The organism is uncultured Clostridium sp., from assembly GCF_963515715.1.
Lineage (GTDB): Bacteria > Bacillota > Clostridia > Clostridiales > Clostridiaceae > Clostridium_AW.
In genome coordinates, this window is sequence record NZ_CAUPZS010000013.1 from 1 (window position 1) to 16,701 (window position 16,701).

Here is a 16,701-nt window from a genome sequence, read left to right on the forward strand (position 1 = left end):
GAACTCTTGAGCTTCAGCGATTTAGAGTTCTTATGCTGTGCATAACGGATGCTACGTCCCTGGATAAGTTCTTCCCCTAAAGGATAAGGATTTCTAAGAAGCAAAGCTTCTAAGAACTCTCTTAATAAGCTTCAGTTGGAGTAAGTATTCCTTTTAAGCAAACTCCAGCTGAAGCTAAGAATCACTTGATTAAGCTTATAAAATTATTATATATTTATTTTTATAAAATCCTTCCTAATAATGCTATAATAAAGATCCTTTCATATCAATAGTTAATTTAAATAAAAAAGGATACCCAACTTAAGGGTAACCTTTTAAAACTAAATTATCGTTATTTCATCTCCAGGTTTTATCCATCCAGGAGCAATTACCTTTGTGAAAATGCCCTCTCGTGGCATTACACAATCCCCTACCAAATCTCTTATAGCACAGCCATGGTGACACTCTTTACCGATTTGAGTAACTTCCATTTCCGCTTCACCGATCTTCATCCTAGTTCCTATTGGAAGCTTGTATAACTCTATTCCTTCTGTAGTTAGATTTTCTGCAAATTTTCCGGTGCAAAATCCTTCAACTCCAACAGCCATAACCTTATCTATACTCTCTTGACCTAAAAGACTTACTTGTCTATGCCATTTACCTGCATGAGCATCTCCAACAAGACCATGGTCTACTTCAAAATATCCTTTTTCAATAGATTCTTTAGGTACACCTTTTTCTTTACTTATGTTTACAGCTAATACCTTTCCCATAATCATATCTTCCTTTCATATAATCCTGATTTTCCGCCGCTCTTTTTCAAAAGCATTATATCTGCTATTATCATATCTTTATCAATCGCCTTACACATATCATAAATGGTTAAAGCAGCCACATTAACTGCCGTTAAAGCTTCCATCTCTACACCTGTTTGTCCAACATTTTTAACCACGGCTTTAATATCCACTTTGCTATTGTCAAAATCTAAATTAAAGCTTATATCACAGCCTGTTATCATTATAGGATGACACATAGGAATTATACTGGATGTATTTTTAGCACCCATTATTCCTCCAACTTGAGCCACTGATAGCACATCACCTTTTTTTATTGTCCCCTCTTTTATTCTATCCAAGGTTTCTTTTTTCATATATATGCTACCAGTTGCTACAGCTTCCCTTTTGGTTTCTGACTTTTCACTTACATCAACCATTTTAGCTCTGCCTTCTTCGTTTATATGCGTTAATTCCATTTTATCCTCCTATCTGATACATCATTTTTTTACTTCTGCTTACCTTTTCTTCCTGTAGATTATGTTCTAAAGGCTTATTTATTATTGCCTTTTTTAGAGCCCCAATTAACATACTCTCATCATTTAAATACTCTTTTATGCTCACTTCATTTTCAGAGTGGAGACAAGGCTTTATAGTCCCTATAGGTGTAAGCCTCACCCTGTTACATTGACTACAAAACTTGCAGCTTAAAGGATTAATTAATCCTATGGTTCCCTTTGAGTTTTCTAATTTATAAAGCTTTGCAGTGCTATCTATTTCATTGGTTAATGGAATAAGATCAGGAAAGTTATTTAATATAGTATCCGTACTTAATGATGAATTTTTATATAACTTTTCTCCTTCTCCAATAGGCATTAACTCAATAAATCTTATACTTACAGGCATAGACTTTGTAAGTTTTATAAAATCACCTATTTCTTCGTCGTTTATACCCTTCATTAAAACTGCATTAATTTTTACTGGATTTAGTCCAAGTGAAATGCATTTTTCAATAGAAGCTAATACCTTATTTAAATCTCCGCCTCTTGTTATAAGTTTATATTTTGAAGGGTTTAGGGTATCAAGACTTATATTTACCCTCTTTAGCCCTGCCTTTTTTAAATCTGAAAGCATATCATATAAAAGTAGTCCATTTGTAGTGATTGATATATCTTCAATTGTGGGCAATTGGGAGGTTTTATATATAAGTTCATCTATACCTTTTAAAATTAGAGGTTCTCCTCCTGTATACCTAATCTTTTTTATTCCTAACTTTGAGCTGGCCTTTACAATTTTAAATATATCTTCAAATCGCAATATATCATCATGACTTTTTTTAAAAATCCCTTCTTCTGGCATACAATAGATGCATCTTAAGTTACATCTATCTGTTAAAGATACCCTAAGATAATCTATGTTTCTTCCATAAGCGTCTAACATTTAATCAGCCCCTATCCTATAATAGTACCGATGTCACTATAATCATATCCTCCCAGTTTATCCAATTCACCTTTAAATTCTTCACTTTTTACAACTTTTAATAATTCTTTTATTATATCCATTTCTAAATATTCTTTAGGTATAGCTATGTCATAATCCTCGTTACATATTGGTATAAAGTCTAAATCCATCATAACTGCTGCTGAATAAACTCCAAGGCCTACATCTGCATTTCCTGAAGCCACAGCTGATGCAACGGATAGGTGGGTAAACTCTTCTCTATCATATCCTACAATCTCCCTTGGGTTTACACCTACTTTTTTTAGATTATAATCTAAAAGTAGTCTTGTTCCTGATCCCCTTTGTCTATTTATAAATTTAACTTTCTTATCTGCTAAATCTTTAAAATCTTTTATATCTAATGGGTTGCCCTTTTTTACCATGAAGCCCTGTATTCTTTTAACTCCTTTTATTAGAGCTATGTTTTTATCTTTAAGATACTTTTCAATATAAGATGCATTATATTTTCCTGTATCCATATCTAATAAATGTATTGGAGCTATATGTGTTTCTTCATTTTTTAATGACATTACCCCTCCCATGCTTCCTACATGAGCGGAGGATAAAAAGTATTTTTTATTTCCCATATGTATTAAATCAGAAAGTATATCTATAACAGGATCATGGCTTCCTATACATACTAAAGTATTTTTAATCTCTTCTTCAGATTTTAAAAGCTTTATTTCTACTTCGCTTCCCGCTTCAAGTCCTTCTACATTTTGTGAAACTTCTAATATTCCATCTGCCTTAACTAAGGACATAGTAGCTCCTGCCCCTCTACTTAAAGGAGTAGCTATAAGCTTTTTGCCGACATATCCTAACTTAACCCTTATAAATTCTAAATATTTTAAAGAAGACATGACTCTTCTTGATAATATAGCCTTTATAGATTTCAATTCATTTGACTCTAATCCTTGATAAAGGCCCATGAGTTTTTTCACTATTAATTCCATAATAAAATATGCTGAAACTGGATATCCTGGAATTCCTACTACTGGCTTTCCATCTATAATACCTAATATTACTGGTTTCCCTGGTTTGATCGCTACTCCATGGACAACTACTTCTCCTAATTCTTCAATAACATTAGATGTAAAGTCCTCACGTCCCGCTGAAGAACCAGCATTTATAAGCACTATATCGCATTCATCTACTGCATTTTTTAATTTTTCTTTTATTAAATTGTAATCATCTATTACAATTCCATATCTTTTAGCTTCTCCTCCCCATTGATTCACTTGGGAAGAAAAAACTCTTGAATTAAAATCAATTATATCTCCTACTTTAAGAGAAGTACCTGGCTCCACTAATTCCGTACCTGTAGGTATTACTCCAACTTTAGGTATCTTATAAACTTCAACTTCATTTACTCCACCAGCAAGCATAGCTCCTATATCCACAGGTCTTATTTTATGATTTGAAGATATAATCAATTGATTTTCAATAATATCCTCTCCAATTGGCCTTATATTTTGCCACGGTACCGCACTGCTATATATTTTAACCTTATTTTCTCCTGCTTTTATTAAATCCTCTACCATTATTACGCAATCATAGTCACTAGGGATTGGGTCTCCCGTATCAACAACAATATAATCCTTGCCCTCTTCTAGCTCTATTTGCTCTCTATCTGAGGCACCGAAAGTCTTTTCGCTAGAGGTTGCTATTCCATCCATAGCAGAAGAATTATAATGAGGAGATGACACTTTTGAAAAAATAGGTTTAGCCGTTACTCTATCACAGCTATCCCAGGTTTTTATAATCTCCTTTTGTAATTTTAATTCTCCCAATTTATCCATAAAAAGATCTACGGCGTCCTTCAATTCCATGTTAGATAAATAAATATTCTGTGCCATGTCCTACCTCCTAGAATTTAAAAGCATAGACTGCTTGTCCTTCTTTAAGCCCTTCTTCATTTTTATCTATCTTTATATACCCCCAAGCTTTAGAAAATCCAGTGATTAAACCTGATTTTCCAAAGACAGGGCTAGCTATAATTTCTCCTTCTCTCCACTCTAATGTTACTGGTAAATATTCCTCTCTTCCCTTTGCTTTATGATAATTAATAGCAAACTTGCAGAGGGTTGGGAATAAAACTTCTTTATAACCTAAAGCTCTATGAATATAGTGTTTTACCACTGTGTTGTATATAACAGCACAGGATAGTGGATGTCCTGGAAGCCCAAATATTATTTTATTCTCTACTTTTCCAATTATAGTTGGTTTACCAGGCTTTACTGCAATACCATGTACAAGCATCTTAGATTTTTCTAAAGACTCTATAATCTTATAAGTTTGATCCTTTTTACCGACAGAGCTTCCTCCTGAAATAAGGATTGCATCACATTCTCTTAATGCTTTTTCCATGGTGCTTTTAAGTAGTTCATAGTTATCTTTTATAACTCCATAACTTATCGACTCCCCTCCATCTGCCTTCACTGAAGCGTAAAGAAGATATGTGTTTATATCTCTAACCTCTCCTAGCTTTGGCTCCTCGTGAGGGTGTACAATTTCATCTCCAGTGGATATTATGGCAATTTTAGGCTTTCTATATACTGAAACTTTCATATATCCAAGGCTTGAAAGTACCCCTATTTCATAGGGTCTCAATTTAGCTCCTGCCTTAATAATAATCTCACCTTTTAATATGTCTTCACCTTTTTTTACTACATTCTGTCCTTGTGCTACAGAAGTATTAGCAAGTATTGTGTCATGATCTAGTTTATCTGTATACTCTATCATAACCATACTATCTGCTCCTTTAGGAAGCATCCCTCCTGTAGGAACATAGTAGCAATCTCCTGGGAATTCTAGTCCCCCTTCAGGCTCCTTTCCCATGTGAACCTCACCTTTTAGAGTTAACATGGAAGGCATAGATTCACTTGCACCGAATAAATCCTTGGAATAAACTGCATATCCATCTACTGTAGATCTATTGAATCCAGGTACATCTATATTTGCTACTATATCTTCATAAAGTATCCTTCCTAAAGCTTCCTCTAATTCAACTGTTTCATAGTGAGTTTCTAAATTTATATTTTCTTCAATAATTTTTTTAGTCTGGTCAATTGATACTACATTAAATAAATCCATAAAATTTTCTCCTTATCTTGCACATTCTCCATCCACACCTGTAAGAATATCAATTCCATGTGGCAATACAGGCATTATTACTTCTAAATTCTCTATGGAAGCCTTTGGGCTGCCAGGAAGATTCACAATTAAAGTTTCTCCTCTTATGCCTGATATAGCTCTTGAAAGCATAGCTTTGGGAGTTATCTTTAAAGATTCCATCCTCATTGCTTCACCGATTCCTGGTACATATCTTTCTATTATTGCCATTGTGGCCTCTGGGGTTACATCTCTTTTTGAAAAGCCTGTACCTCCATTAGTAAAGATTAGATTTAATTTTAAATTATCGCACATATGTATAAGTTCTTCTTTAATCTTTTCTAAATCATCGGGTATAACTTTATAGTACTCTATGCTATAACCATCCTCTTTTAGCTTATGCTCAATAGCAGGACCTGTTAAATCTTCTCTTTCTCCCTTTGATCCCTTATCGCTAATAGTTAAAATCCCAGTTTTTATCATATTATCACCTTCACTATATATTTAATATTAGCTTAACTAATTTATTTTCTGGATTACTCAATACCTTTTCTTTTTTACCCATTTCAATAATACATCCCTTATCCATAAATATAACAAAATCTGCAACTCTTTTAGCCTGTTGCAAATCATGAGTAATTATTATAATAGTTTTATCTTCATTTGAAATGTCTTTTAAAAGCTTCTCTGCTTTAAGAGTACTTTCTATATCCATACTAGCAGTAGGTTCATCAAAAAGAGTTAGCCCTGTCTCAAGAACCGCTGTTCTAAGCATAGCTACTTTTGCCCCTTCCCCTCCTGATAGCCTTTTTGCATTCTTATTTAATAAATGTTCAATCTCAAAATAAGGTAAATACTTATCTATTCTATTTTTTACAATTTCCTCTGAAAATCTTCTAAATTTCAATCCAAACTTTATATTATTAATAACAGAATCGTTAAAAAGATATGGTTTTTGACACATGATAGATATATTATTTTTAACCTTTTCAATCTGTAAATTATCATAGGTTATTTCTCCATCTGTTGGCTTAGTAAGCCCACCTACGCACTCTAATAAAGTTGTTTTGCCGCTGCCATTTAAGCCTATGATTGCATAAATAGACCCTTTTTTAAATTCTATATTATCAATCTCTAAAACTTTTCTATCTCCATAATTTTTATAGAGATCTTTTATGTATATATCCATTAATACTCCCTCCCTTGAAATCTATGAAGAATAGAATTCACAAGAAAGGAAATAAAAAGAAGTAGTAATCCTATAAAAACAGCTTCATTATAGTTGCCTTTATTTGTTTCAAGAGCTATATATGTAGTCATAACCCTTGTATATCCTCTTATATTTCCTCCAACCATCATTACTGCCCCAACTTCTGATATGGCTCTTCCAAATCCAGTAGTTATAGCAGTAAAAATATGCCCCTTGCTCTCTTTTATTACTGTAGTAAATGTATCGTATTTTCCAGCTCCTAAAGAGGTGCAAGTCTTTTTTATCTCCTCTGCGCTCTTAGAAACAGATGATACAATAAGCCCAAATACGATTGGGAAAACCAATAAACTCTGAGATATAATCATGGCCGTTGGAGTAAATAAAATCTCAAGCTTTCCAAGTGGCCCTCTTCTAGAAAGGGTCATATATACTAAAAGTCCCATTAAAACAGGAGGAAGGCTCATAAGAGTATTTGTAACTCTCATAATAGCCTTCTTCATTTTAAAATTATTTAAGGCAACAGGAATACCAAGGATACATGCTAAAATCGAAGCTATCCCTGTTGAAAATGTACTTATAAATAAAGATAAGAAAACAACTTGTGATATTTCCCCAAAATTATTATATAAACTATTTATAATTTCCGTCATAATATCTCACCTATTTTTTTGCATTAGGTATAAATAATGATTCTCTATACTGGTCTTTTCCAAACTCACCTATAAGATTCTGTCCCTTTTCCGAAGTTATCCATTTGATAAATTCATTTGCTTCATCTTTTTTAACGTGAGCATGTTTCTCAGTATTTACTGCTATTACACCATATTGGTTGTATAGCTTATCATTCTTCTCAGTAACGATTTGAAGTTGAAGCTTGTCTTTCATTGAAAGATATGTAGCTCTGTCAGTTAAAGTATATGCCTTTTTTTCGTCAGCCATTTGAAGCACCGCACCCATACCTTTTCCAGCTGAAATATACCAATCTCCTTTTGGTTCTATTTCACTTGCTTTCCATAGGTCTTTTTCTTTTACATGAGTTCCTGATTCGTCTCCTCTTGAAATAAAGTTTGCTTTATTTTCTTCTATGGTTTTTAATGCTTTAGCAGGATCTGTTGGTGCTTTTTCTTTTATTTTTGCAGGGTCTTCTTTTGGCCCAACCATTACAAAGTCATTATACATAACTTCAATTCTTTCCACGCCAAAACCTTCTTTTACAAATTGTTCTTCTTTAGCTTTAGCATGTACTAATAGACAATCTGCATCTCCTCTTTTCCCTGTTTCAATAGCTTGTCCAGTTCCTTGAGACACAACTTTTACATCTATTCCTGTATCTTTTTTAAATTCAGGTAAGATAGATTTTAGTAACCCTGAATCTTCTGTACTTGTGGTAGTTGCTAGAGTCATAACTCTCTCTTTTGTTTCTTTTCCTGCACTGCCATTGTCTGCAGGTTTTGAGTTATTTCCTGCTCCACATGCTGATAAAAACAAAGCGGCAGCTACAGAAAAAACTAATAGTCTTTTTTTCATCTCTGTGAAACTCCTTTCGTAAATACAATAACAATTTTTATTTTTACTTACTTACTTTTTACTTACTTACTTACTCTCTACTTACTTTCTTACTTTTGGCTTGTATTTGCACGAAAGGAGAAGGCTAATATAGCTTTCTCCTTTCCAACTGGGAGGCACAATCGTTTCCAATAATATACCCTAACGGCTGCAGATCCATAGATTTCTCTTTAGGAAAAACAGCTCGGAGAACTAATTAGTCTAACTCTTACCAATTAATGTATTGTTTTTAACAAACATTTTTAACAATAATAAACAATCATTCCTTATTATTGTAATATTCATTAATTAAAAGAGATATTTTCTATTTATTTTGTTAATATTATATCATCCATATTTGCCAATGTAAACCTTGTAATTACAAATGATTGAAATTTATTTTGAAAATTATTAATTATATTGTAAGTTATTAATAAACCTTTGAATATATATAAACTTTATGTTAATATATTTCTATATATTGATAATAATAAAACAATCTATTCAATATATAGAAATGAGCATAATTATTTATTCTCATTTATTCTTTTACTTACTTACAATTACTTTCTACTTACTAATATTTTTTTACTTACAATATAATACAATCAGTTATTTTCTATTTATTTTCTATTCATCTCATTACTGATACAAGGGAGGGTATCTTAATGTCAGAACAAGAAAAAAATAGCTTTTTAGAGAAAATGACTACCAGAAGAGAATTCTTAAAATTAAGTGGTAAATCCTTAGCTGGAGTTGCCGTATCTTATTCAATTTTAAGTTTATTTGGCTGTTCTGGAAAACCTGATGAAGTTAGCGGTTGGCCTGTGGCTGCTGGACTAGTTATCGCAGATAGAAGTCGTTGTACAGGCTGTCAACGTTGTGAACTTATGTGTACTATGAACAACGATGGCAAAGCTCATCCTTATATAGGTAGAATTAAGGTAAGCAGAAACTATAACTACGGTCCACATGGTCCTAAAATTGCTTATTGGGACGATAATGGTGAATTCGGTAATCTTTTAATGACACCTGAAACCTGTCAACAATGTGGAAAGCCATACTGCGCAGAAGCCTGCCCAGTAAAAGCTATCAAACCAGATCCAAAAACAAAGGCTAGAGTTATCGACACAAAAGTCTGTGTTGGATGTGGTGCTTGTACCGAAGCATGTCCTTGGCATATACCAACTGTAGATCCTGAAAACAAAAAATCTACAAAATGTTTCTTATGTAATGGTGATCCAAGCTGTGCTAAAAACTGTCCTACTGGCGCTATAAAATTAGTACCTTGGGAAAAGGTTCAAGCTACATTGAAACAAAATGGTTATAATTTTGGTTAAAACGACAAGGTTAGGAAGGTGATATTATGGCAAAAGTAACGGGTTGGGCCGGTAAAATATTAAGAGTAAATTTATCAACTGGAAAAATTAGTACTGAAGATACTTTAAAATATAAAGATTTTGTTGGTGGTGCAGGAATTGGTTATAAGGTAATGTTTGATGAAGTTCCTGTTGGCACAAAACCTTTTGACGAAGCTAATAAAGTTATATTTGGTGCTGGACCATTAACTGGAACAGGTATACCATGTACATCAAGAACAAATATAACTTCTTTACTACCAACAAACCCATATTATGCAGTAGCAGAAGGCCATATGGGTGGAAACTTCGCAGCTGTAATGAAATATGCTGGATGGGATGCTGTTATTATTGAAGGTAAATCAAAAAGCCCTGTATATTTATTAATTGAGGATGATAAAGTTTCAATTAAAGATGCATCATTTATATGGGGGCAAGGAATCTTCAACAGTAACGCTCAGCTTTCTGCAAGAGTTGGTAAGGAAGCATCACTAGCTCTTATTGGACAAGCAGGAGAAAATATGGTTCCTATGTCAGTAATCATGAATGGACGTTCCCACTCTGCTGGTGGCCAAGGCGGAATTATGGGTTCTAAAAAACTGAAGGCCATAGCTATAAAAGGAACGGGCGCTGTTCATATAGCTGGTGATAAAAAAGAATGGTTAGAGCTTGACAAACTTAACATGTCTGTTATAGGTGCTAACAATAACCATGTAGTTCCAAGCACTCCTCAGCCATGGGCTGAATTTAATAACAAAGGAAGTAGATGGAATGCAAGCAAAGGACTAACTTGGGGAGGATCAGAATCAAAAGTTGATACTGGAGAATGTAATCCTAAGGATATGAACAGCATAGGATTCAGAAGCCACAAAGGTGTATTCGACCTCGGTGCTGTAGCTGAAAAATATACTGTTAGAATGGGTGGATGTCAATCTTGTCCAATTAGATGTCATTCACAGCTTAAAATTCCACAGTTAGAAAAGAAATATGGCGTAACTCCATATGTTGCTAACACTTGTATGGGTTATTTCTCCCCTGGTGGAATTATGATAAAAGGTTTCTCTGAAGAGGGAGAAAAAGGCGAAGGTGCAATGATTGCAATGGGCTTAGGATCTGTTTTAGCTGACGATTACGGCGTATGGTGTAACTATGGACAAATAGGTAGAGACTTTAAATATGTTTATGAAAAAGGCATATTGAAGAAAGTTCTTCCTAAAGAAGAATACGATAGCATGCCTTGGGATAAATTAGAAGCTAAGGATCCTGAATTCTTAAAGGAATTCTATAGAAGAATTGCTTATAAAGAAGGTGAATTCAGCCATATTGGTGATGGAAGTTACTGGATGGCTAAGAGATGGAATTTAGGAGACGAATATACTCACGCTAAAGAAGTTGGACTTTGGTCTCCATTAGGATTCCCAAAACATCACAGCAGTGAGAATAATGCTCAAGTTGGAGCTCTAACATCCTGTATGTTTAACAGAGATGCTATGGTACATACTCTAATTAACTATACTGGAAGTGGATTGCCGCTTGAAATTCAAAAGGCAAGAGCTAAAGAATTATTCGGTTCTGAGGACGCATTAGATAATCCAGCTCATTACACAAAGATGAATCCTTATAAAGCTAAATTTACTAAATGGAGTATAGTACGTTCAATACTTCATAATTGCTTAACAGTATGTAACTATGTGTGGCCAATGACATTCTCTCCATTAAAGGAAAGAAACTATAAAGGAGACACTAGCTTAGAAGCAAAATACTATAGTTTAGCAACTGGTCATAAGTTGTCTGAAGAAGAACTTGACTTAGCTGGAGAAAGAATATTTACTTTATTCAGAGCTTTAACTGTTAAGAACATGAATACTATAGATATGCGTAACAAGCACGATTTAATGTGTAACTGGATATTTGATATGGATAAGGACAAAGCTCCATTTACACCTGGTACTATAAAAATGGATAGAAAAGATATGCAAGATGCCCTAACTATGTTCTATAAAGAAATGGGTTGGGATGAAAAAACTGGTGCTCCTACAAAGGATACATTAGTTAAACTAGGACTAGCTGATGTTGCAGCAGAACTTGAAAAGCTTAAATTGTTACCTTAATATAATTTAAGTAACTTATCATATAGTGGAGGTTATTTAAATCTCCCTCCACTATACTTTTAGAAAGGGGTGTAGTTAATTTGAATAAGGATAATAACATTGAAAAAGAGGAACTATTAGAAATTGTTAAACATATAAATACTTACTCTTCACAAGGTATTCTCATAAAGAAAGAAGACTTATTAGAAGAGCCCTTTTCTTTTACTGAAGAAAAAGCAGATAATACAATAGAGGAATTAAAAAATGCAGAAGAATATCCTCAAATTAAATTTATAAAAGGTTCTGCTAATACTTATATATATTCATCAGAGAAAATGACAGATAACTATGCAATACTGGCTATGAGAATTGAAGATAAGGATATGGTAAGAACTATTGTAGAAACCGTTCGTGATGAGTCTAAAACCTATCCTAGGCCGACAGATTCTCAACTGTTTTTAAATAGACCCTTTAATTTTAATAAAGAAGATTTTTCAAATGCGTTAAAGAGAATTTTTAATGATTCAAATTATACTGATATAAAGAAAACACAAGCATCCAATGGAGCAATTTATCTATATTCAGATAGATTTCTTCACAAAGACTCAGCTCAATCTTTAACAGAGTGGATTGAAGTCCTTCAGTTTCAGAATCCATAATATATGGAGGAAATATTCAATGACAGAAATTTTAAAAACAAAAAAATTAAATGTATGTGAGGAGTCTGCTGTAGATTTAGTCTTGAACGGTAAAAAACTAGTTACCTTTATGTGCACCCCTGAAAATTTAAATGAACTTGCAATGGGACATTTATACAATAGAGGTCTAGTTAAGGCTATAGATGATGTTTACGTACTTTCTGCCTGTGATGAAATGAGAGAGATTTATGTAACTACATCAGATAATTATAGTGAAGATGATTATAGTCTAGCAGGTGTTCTTGCAAGTGGTTGCGGAAGCGGTTCAGTATTTAAAGAAGAATTTTTAAATAGAGAGAAAAATTCCTCTGATTTAAAAATTTCTCTTAATGAATTAAAAGAACTCTCCATAGAGATGTTCTCTAATGCAACTAAATATAAAGAAACCGGCGGAATGCATTGCGCTTCTCTAGTTTATGATGATAAACTTTTGGTTTTAAGAGAAGATGTAGGCAGGCATAATGCAATTGATAAAGTAATCGGTAAAGGTGTTTTTTTGGGGTTAAATTTAAATAATGCTATTCTTATGACTACAGGAAGAATATCTTCTGATATGATACTAAAGGCTATTGGAGCTGATATACCAATAGTAGTATCAAGAAGTATCCCTAGTAGTTTAGCCTTAGAAATAGCTGAAAAATTAGGAATAACAGTGGTGGGTCGTATTGTTTCAAAGGAACCTATAGTATATACCCACAGTAAAAGGATAATTTAATTTATTATTTAAATAAGAGGAGGTAAAATTATGTTTGGTAGAATCGGAATGGGTGAATTAGTTTTAATACTAGCTATTGCCCTTATTATTTTTGGGCCATCAAAGTTGCCTGAGGTAGGTAAATCTTTAGGTAAAGCTATTAATGAATTTAAAAATCATGCTAATAAAATATCTGAGGACGTAAAGGTAGACATTGATTCTGATAACAAGTAGAGGATGAAGTAATAGTGGACAACGATAAGCTAACATTAATAGATCATTTAGGAGAACTAAGAAAAAGAATTTTTATAATGATATTTGCTGTAGTAATAACCAGCGGTGTAAGTTATTACTTTGTTGAGGGATTGGTTAAGGAGTTAGTTAAGTATACTGATTACTTAGATTTTGTATATTTAACTCCTTCTGAACTTTTTCTTACCTGTGTTAAAATATCTGTAATCATGGGTATTGTATTATCATCCCCAATTTTATTGAGGCAAATTTGGCTTTTTCTTAAACCAGGTTTAACTAAAAGAGAACGAAGATATATAACTGTGTCCTTATTTGGAGGGATATTATTCTTTGCAGCAGGGGTAGTATTCGCCTATTTCATGGTTATACCAATAACCATGAGATTTTTTACAGGCTTTAATTTAGATGGCATAACACCTACTATTTCCTTTAGAAGTTATGTAGATTTTATATGCTCTCTACTTTTAGCCTTTGGTATTGTATTTGAAATGCCTATACTATCTATATTGTTAACTAGATTTGGCTTAATAAATTCAAAATTATTAACAAAAAATAGAAAAATTGTAATTTTAGTCATATTCATAGTAGCTGCTATTATAACTCCGCCTGATGTAATATCTCAATTGCTTCTAGCTATTCCAATGGTAATATTATTTGAAATAAGCATATGGTTATCTGCAATTGCAGGTAGAAAACGCAAAGAATAGTTTAATCTACTTATTAATTAAACTAATAAAATACTTCATAATTACATAACATAACTTTAGAATTTTTAATTTAAAGGAGTGTTATATATGAGTGCTAAATCCTATTCTTTTAAGGATGAAAATGGTAATTCAGTAAAGTATAATGTAAAAGAATTTCTTTCAGTAGATAAAAAAGAATATGTGGTAATGTCTCCTGAAGATAATGCTGCTAATTTAGAAGTTTATAAATTTAGCATGCAAGATGGAAATGAATGTTTAGAATTAGTAGAAAATGAGCAGGAATTATCTCAAGTAAAGTCTGCTTCAAAGCTTATATAAGAAAAAATTCGAGAAAAACAAATGGAAGTGTATAAAGATGAATTTTGATACACTTCCATTTATTATTTTATTATTTTTTCATTGCAGCACTTTCACCAGCTATTTTACCGAATACTGTTATATCCGCTAATGCATTTCCGCCTAGACGGTTGCTACCGTGGATACCACCTGTAACTTCACCAGCTGCATATAGTCCTGGTATTATATTACCTTTTGCATCTAAAACCTGTGCACTTTCATTGATTTCAATTCCTCCCATTGTATGGTGAACTGTAGGTACACGTGCACCTGCATAGAATGGAGCGGTATCGATTTTATCAGCAAATAGTGTTCTACCGAATTTATCTTTTCCACCTTTTTCTACTGCTTTATTAAATTCATCTACTGCTTTAACAAAGTTAGCAGGATCTACACCAATTTGCTTTGCTAAGTCTTCTAAAGTATCAGCTTTATAAGCTCTTCCTTTTTCAACAAGCTCATCTATAGATTCATTGAAATTATTCTTTGTATCTCCTGTTGGATAGGAGTGTTTATCAACAATTACCCACATATAGGCATCCTTTTGCTCCATTAATCCTTTAGTCATAACGTCTCTACGAGCACCTTCATGTTCATTAATATATTTAAGATATGTCTCTGAAAATCCTGTTCCTAAAGCCGTAGAAGGTTTATGAGCTCTTGGCCACATACCACCCAAAACTGTAAAAACCTTATCATCAAATTTCATTCCTAGCTTTTCAAGCCATTCAATAGAAGGATATGCATTTTCTACAAGAACTTTAATAAGTTCAGGTTTACCAAGCTTGTCTCCACCTTCAAATGTTTGCGTATAATGCTTATCAACGGAGTCTTCTATTCCCTGTACTTTCTGTCTTTTAGGGTCAACTGCATTATATGCACCACCAGATAGTATAGTATTTCCTCCAAGTCTTGACATCTTCTCTAATACGATGGCTTTCGCCCCATTTTGATGTGCAGATACGGCTGCTGCAAGACCTGCACCGCCCCCACCGATAACTACAACATCAGTAGCATATTCCTTAGTTTCACCTTTAGCTTTTGAATTTTCAGCCTTTTTAACATTAAGTGCATCGATGTCTCCATCTGCTGACTTAATGGCCTCTGTAACTGCTGCAAGTATTGCCTTGCTTGTAATTGTCGCACCTGATATGGCGTCAACTGCTAAAGTTTGTCCATCAACTATCGCTTTAGGAATTCTCTCAATTGCAGGATCAGATATACCTGGACTCTCCTTATGTTCAAGAATCTTTATATCTTTAATTGAAGTATCATCAACAGTTACCTCAACTTTTATATCAGCATTGTGCCCAGCCTTAGAAGCTGTATAGGTACCTGCTTTAAATGATAATGCTTCTGTCCCTGTAGGTTTTGATTTACAACCAACTGTAGATATTGCTAATGTCAAACACATAAAAGTAGAAATCATTTTTTTAGTTAATGTTAATTTTTTCACTATTTTCTCCCCTTTGAAATTTCTATTTTTACTAACAATTACATGTCTTACTATATATTATTCACATTTTACCCATTATATTTTTATATTTTTTACTTATTTGGCGCCATTAACAGCTATGAATTAATTCACTGAACGAGTTCATTATACTTTAATTGTTAATAGTCTGTCAATACAATATTTTCTATTTTTGTAACACAGATTTTTTATTGGTAAATCCTATTATTTTATGTATTTTACTTAAAATAGATTATTTGTTATACTTTATTATAAAATTAAGAAAAGTAGGAGATATTTCATGAACAAAACTAAATTGACTAAAAGGCAAATTCAGGCGCAGAATACTCAAGACAAAGTATATCGCACTGCTGTAGAATTAATAGAGAAAAAAGGTTTTGAAAATATTACTGTAGATGAAATATGCAAAACAGCTGGTGTATCAGTGGGATCTTTTTATAATTGTTTTAAATCAAAGAATGATATTCTTGATGAAGTATATAGAGTGGCAGACGATTACTTTTTAAATGTGGTGGCTAATGATTTGAAGGAAGGCAGTACTCATGATAGGATAGTTGCATTTTTCCGTTACTATGCAGATTATAATGTAAATAGAGGACTTGATTTTATAAAGCAGCTATATAACGTTCATAATAGGTTATTTATAACTAAAGGAAGACACATGCAGACTGTATTACAAAGCATTATCGAAGATGGGCAAAAAATTGGGGAAATATCCACAGATATGACTTCTATAGAAATAGTAGATTACTTATTTATTGCTGTAAGAGGGGTAGTTTATGACTGGTGTCTACATAACGGTGAATATGATCTTGTTGAATTTGTTGATAATTATGTAAGACGTTTAGTTAAGGTAGTAGATAATAGATAGTAGATTATAGCTAATAATTAATCCTGCTTATAATGTTTTTAGGGGCTTAATGCCCCTCTTAAACCAATCAAAAATCATTTCTTTTAGCAATTCTAAAAAGAAA

Annotated in this window: 18 protein-coding genes and 1 riboswitch; of the genes, 8 read left to right on the top strand and 10 right to left on the bottom strand. The window is 32.9% G+C overall.

Annotation, left to right across the window (positions count from 1 at the left end):
• Positions 1–320: 320 nt before the first annotated feature.
• The 9 genes from RYO54_RS10365 to RYO54_RS10405 are packed head-to-tail and all read right to left on the bottom strand — an operon-like array spanning position 321 to position 8,100.
• Entirely contained in the window at positions 321–752 is a 432-nt protein-coding gene (locus tag RYO54_RS10365; RefSeq protein ID WP_315118337.1) for an MOSC domain-containing protein, read from the bottom strand.
• A 2-nt stretch (positions 753–754) separates the two neighbouring features.
• Positions 755–1,231, bottom strand: coding sequence for a cyclic pyranopterin monophosphate synthase MoaC (gene moaC, locus RYO54_RS10370; protein WP_315118339.1), 477 nt, complete (start codon positions 1,229–1,231; stop codon positions 755–757).
• Position 1,232: 1 nt separating this feature from the next.
• Positions 1,233–2,192, bottom strand: coding sequence for a GTP 3',8-cyclase MoaA (gene moaA / locus RYO54_RS10375; protein ID WP_315118340.1), 960 nt, complete (start codon positions 2,190–2,192; stop codon positions 1,233–1,235).
• Between the two features lie 11 nt (positions 2,193–2,203).
• Positions 2,204–4,108, bottom strand: a complete 1,905-nt coding sequence (locus tag RYO54_RS10380) for a molybdopterin biosynthesis protein (RefSeq protein WP_315118341.1) — start codon at positions 4,106–4,108, stop codon at positions 2,204–2,206.
• A 10-nt stretch (positions 4,109–4,118) separates the two neighbouring features.
• On the bottom strand, positions 4,119–5,345 hold the full coding sequence (gene glp / locus RYO54_RS10385) for a gephyrin-like molybdotransferase Glp (RefSeq protein WP_315118343.1): 1,227 nt from the start codon (positions 5,343–5,345) through the stop codon (positions 4,119–4,121).
• 12 nt (positions 5,346–5,357) lie between these two features.
• On the bottom strand, positions 5,358–5,846 hold the full coding sequence (locus RYO54_RS10390) for a MogA/MoaB family molybdenum cofactor biosynthesis protein (protein WP_315118345.1): 489 nt from the start codon (positions 5,844–5,846) through the stop codon (positions 5,358–5,360).
• A 13-nt stretch (positions 5,847–5,859) separates the two neighbouring features.
• A complete protein-coding gene (locus RYO54_RS10395; protein ID WP_315118348.1) occupies positions 5,860–6,552 on the bottom strand; it encodes an ATP-binding cassette domain-containing protein in 693 nt (230 codons plus the stop codon).
• Entirely contained in the window at positions 6,552–7,223 is a 672-nt protein-coding gene (locus tag RYO54_RS10400; protein WP_315118350.1) for an ABC transporter permease, read from the bottom strand. Before RYO54_RS10400 ends, RYO54_RS10395 begins: the two co-directional genes overlap by 1 nt.
• 10 nt (positions 7,224–7,233) lie before the next feature.
• Positions 7,234–8,100: a substrate-binding domain-containing protein gene (locus RYO54_RS10405; protein ID WP_315118352.1), complete on the bottom strand. Its 867-nt coding sequence runs from the start codon at positions 8,098–8,100 to the stop codon at positions 7,234–7,236.
• Between the two features lie 121 nt (positions 8,101–8,221).
• Positions 8,222–8,341, bottom strand: a riboswitch (molybdenum cofactor riboswitch).
• Between the two features lie 445 nt (positions 8,342–8,786).
• On the opposite strand from RYO54_RS10405, the gene RYO54_RS10410 reads away from it, so the two are divergent.
• The 7 genes from RYO54_RS10410 to RYO54_RS10440 all read left to right on the top strand — a co-directional run bounded on the left by RYO54_RS10410 (position 8,787) and on the right by RYO54_RS10440 (position 14,235).
• Positions 8,787–9,458, top strand: a complete 672-nt coding sequence (locus RYO54_RS10410; RefSeq protein WP_315118353.1) for a ferredoxin-like protein — start codon at positions 8,787–8,789, stop codon at positions 9,456–9,458.
• A gap of 26 nt (positions 9,459–9,484) precedes the next feature.
• Positions 9,485–11,587: an aldehyde ferredoxin oxidoreductase gene (locus RYO54_RS10415; RefSeq protein WP_315118354.1), complete on the top strand. Its 2,103-nt coding sequence runs from the start codon at positions 9,485–9,487 to the stop codon at positions 11,585–11,587.
• Positions 11,588–11,667: 80 nt separating this feature from the next.
• Positions 11,668–12,225: a hypothetical protein gene (locus RYO54_RS10420; RefSeq protein ID WP_315118356.1), complete on the top strand. Its 558-nt coding sequence runs from the start codon at positions 11,668–11,670 to the stop codon at positions 12,223–12,225.
• Positions 12,226–12,244: 19 nt separating this feature from the next.
• Complete coding sequence (fdhD, locus tag RYO54_RS10425) at positions 12,245–12,979, top strand: formate dehydrogenase accessory sulfurtransferase FdhD (protein ID WP_315118358.1); 735 nt, start codon at positions 12,245–12,247, stop codon at positions 12,977–12,979.
• 30 nt (positions 12,980–13,009) lie between these two features.
• The gene (locus RYO54_RS10430) at positions 13,010–13,192 is read left to right on the top strand and encodes a twin-arginine translocase TatA/TatE family subunit (protein WP_315118360.1); all 183 of its coding nucleotides are present in this window, start codon (positions 13,010–13,012) and stop codon (positions 13,190–13,192) included.
• A gap of 14 nt (positions 13,193–13,206) precedes the next feature.
• Positions 13,207–13,917 carry a twin-arginine translocase subunit TatC gene (gene tatC, locus RYO54_RS10435; protein ID WP_315118362.1) on the top strand — a complete coding sequence of 237 codons (711 nt, stop codon included), beginning with the start codon at positions 13,207–13,209 and terminating at the stop codon, positions 13,915–13,917.
• 87 nt (positions 13,918–14,004) lie between these two features.
• Positions 14,005–14,235: a DUF1292 domain-containing protein gene (locus RYO54_RS10440; RefSeq protein WP_315118364.1), complete on the top strand. Its 231-nt coding sequence runs from the start codon at positions 14,005–14,007 to the stop codon at positions 14,233–14,235.
• 70 nt (positions 14,236–14,305) lie between these two features.
• Here the strand turns inward: RYO54_RS10440 and RYO54_RS10445 are convergent, their stop codons facing one another.
• Positions 14,306–15,709 (bottom strand): FAD-dependent oxidoreductase, encoded by a 1,404-nt coding sequence (locus tag RYO54_RS10445; protein ID WP_315118365.1) that lies wholly within the window; start codon positions 15,707–15,709, stop codon positions 14,306–14,308.
• A gap of 298 nt (positions 15,710–16,007) precedes the next feature.
• Here RYO54_RS10445 and RYO54_RS10450 point away from each other — a divergent pair, with 298 nt between their 5' ends.
• Complete coding sequence (locus RYO54_RS10450; RefSeq protein WP_315118367.1) at positions 16,008–16,598, top strand: TetR/AcrR family transcriptional regulator; 591 nt, start codon at positions 16,008–16,010, stop codon at positions 16,596–16,598.
• Positions 16,599–16,701 lie beyond the last annotated feature (103 nt).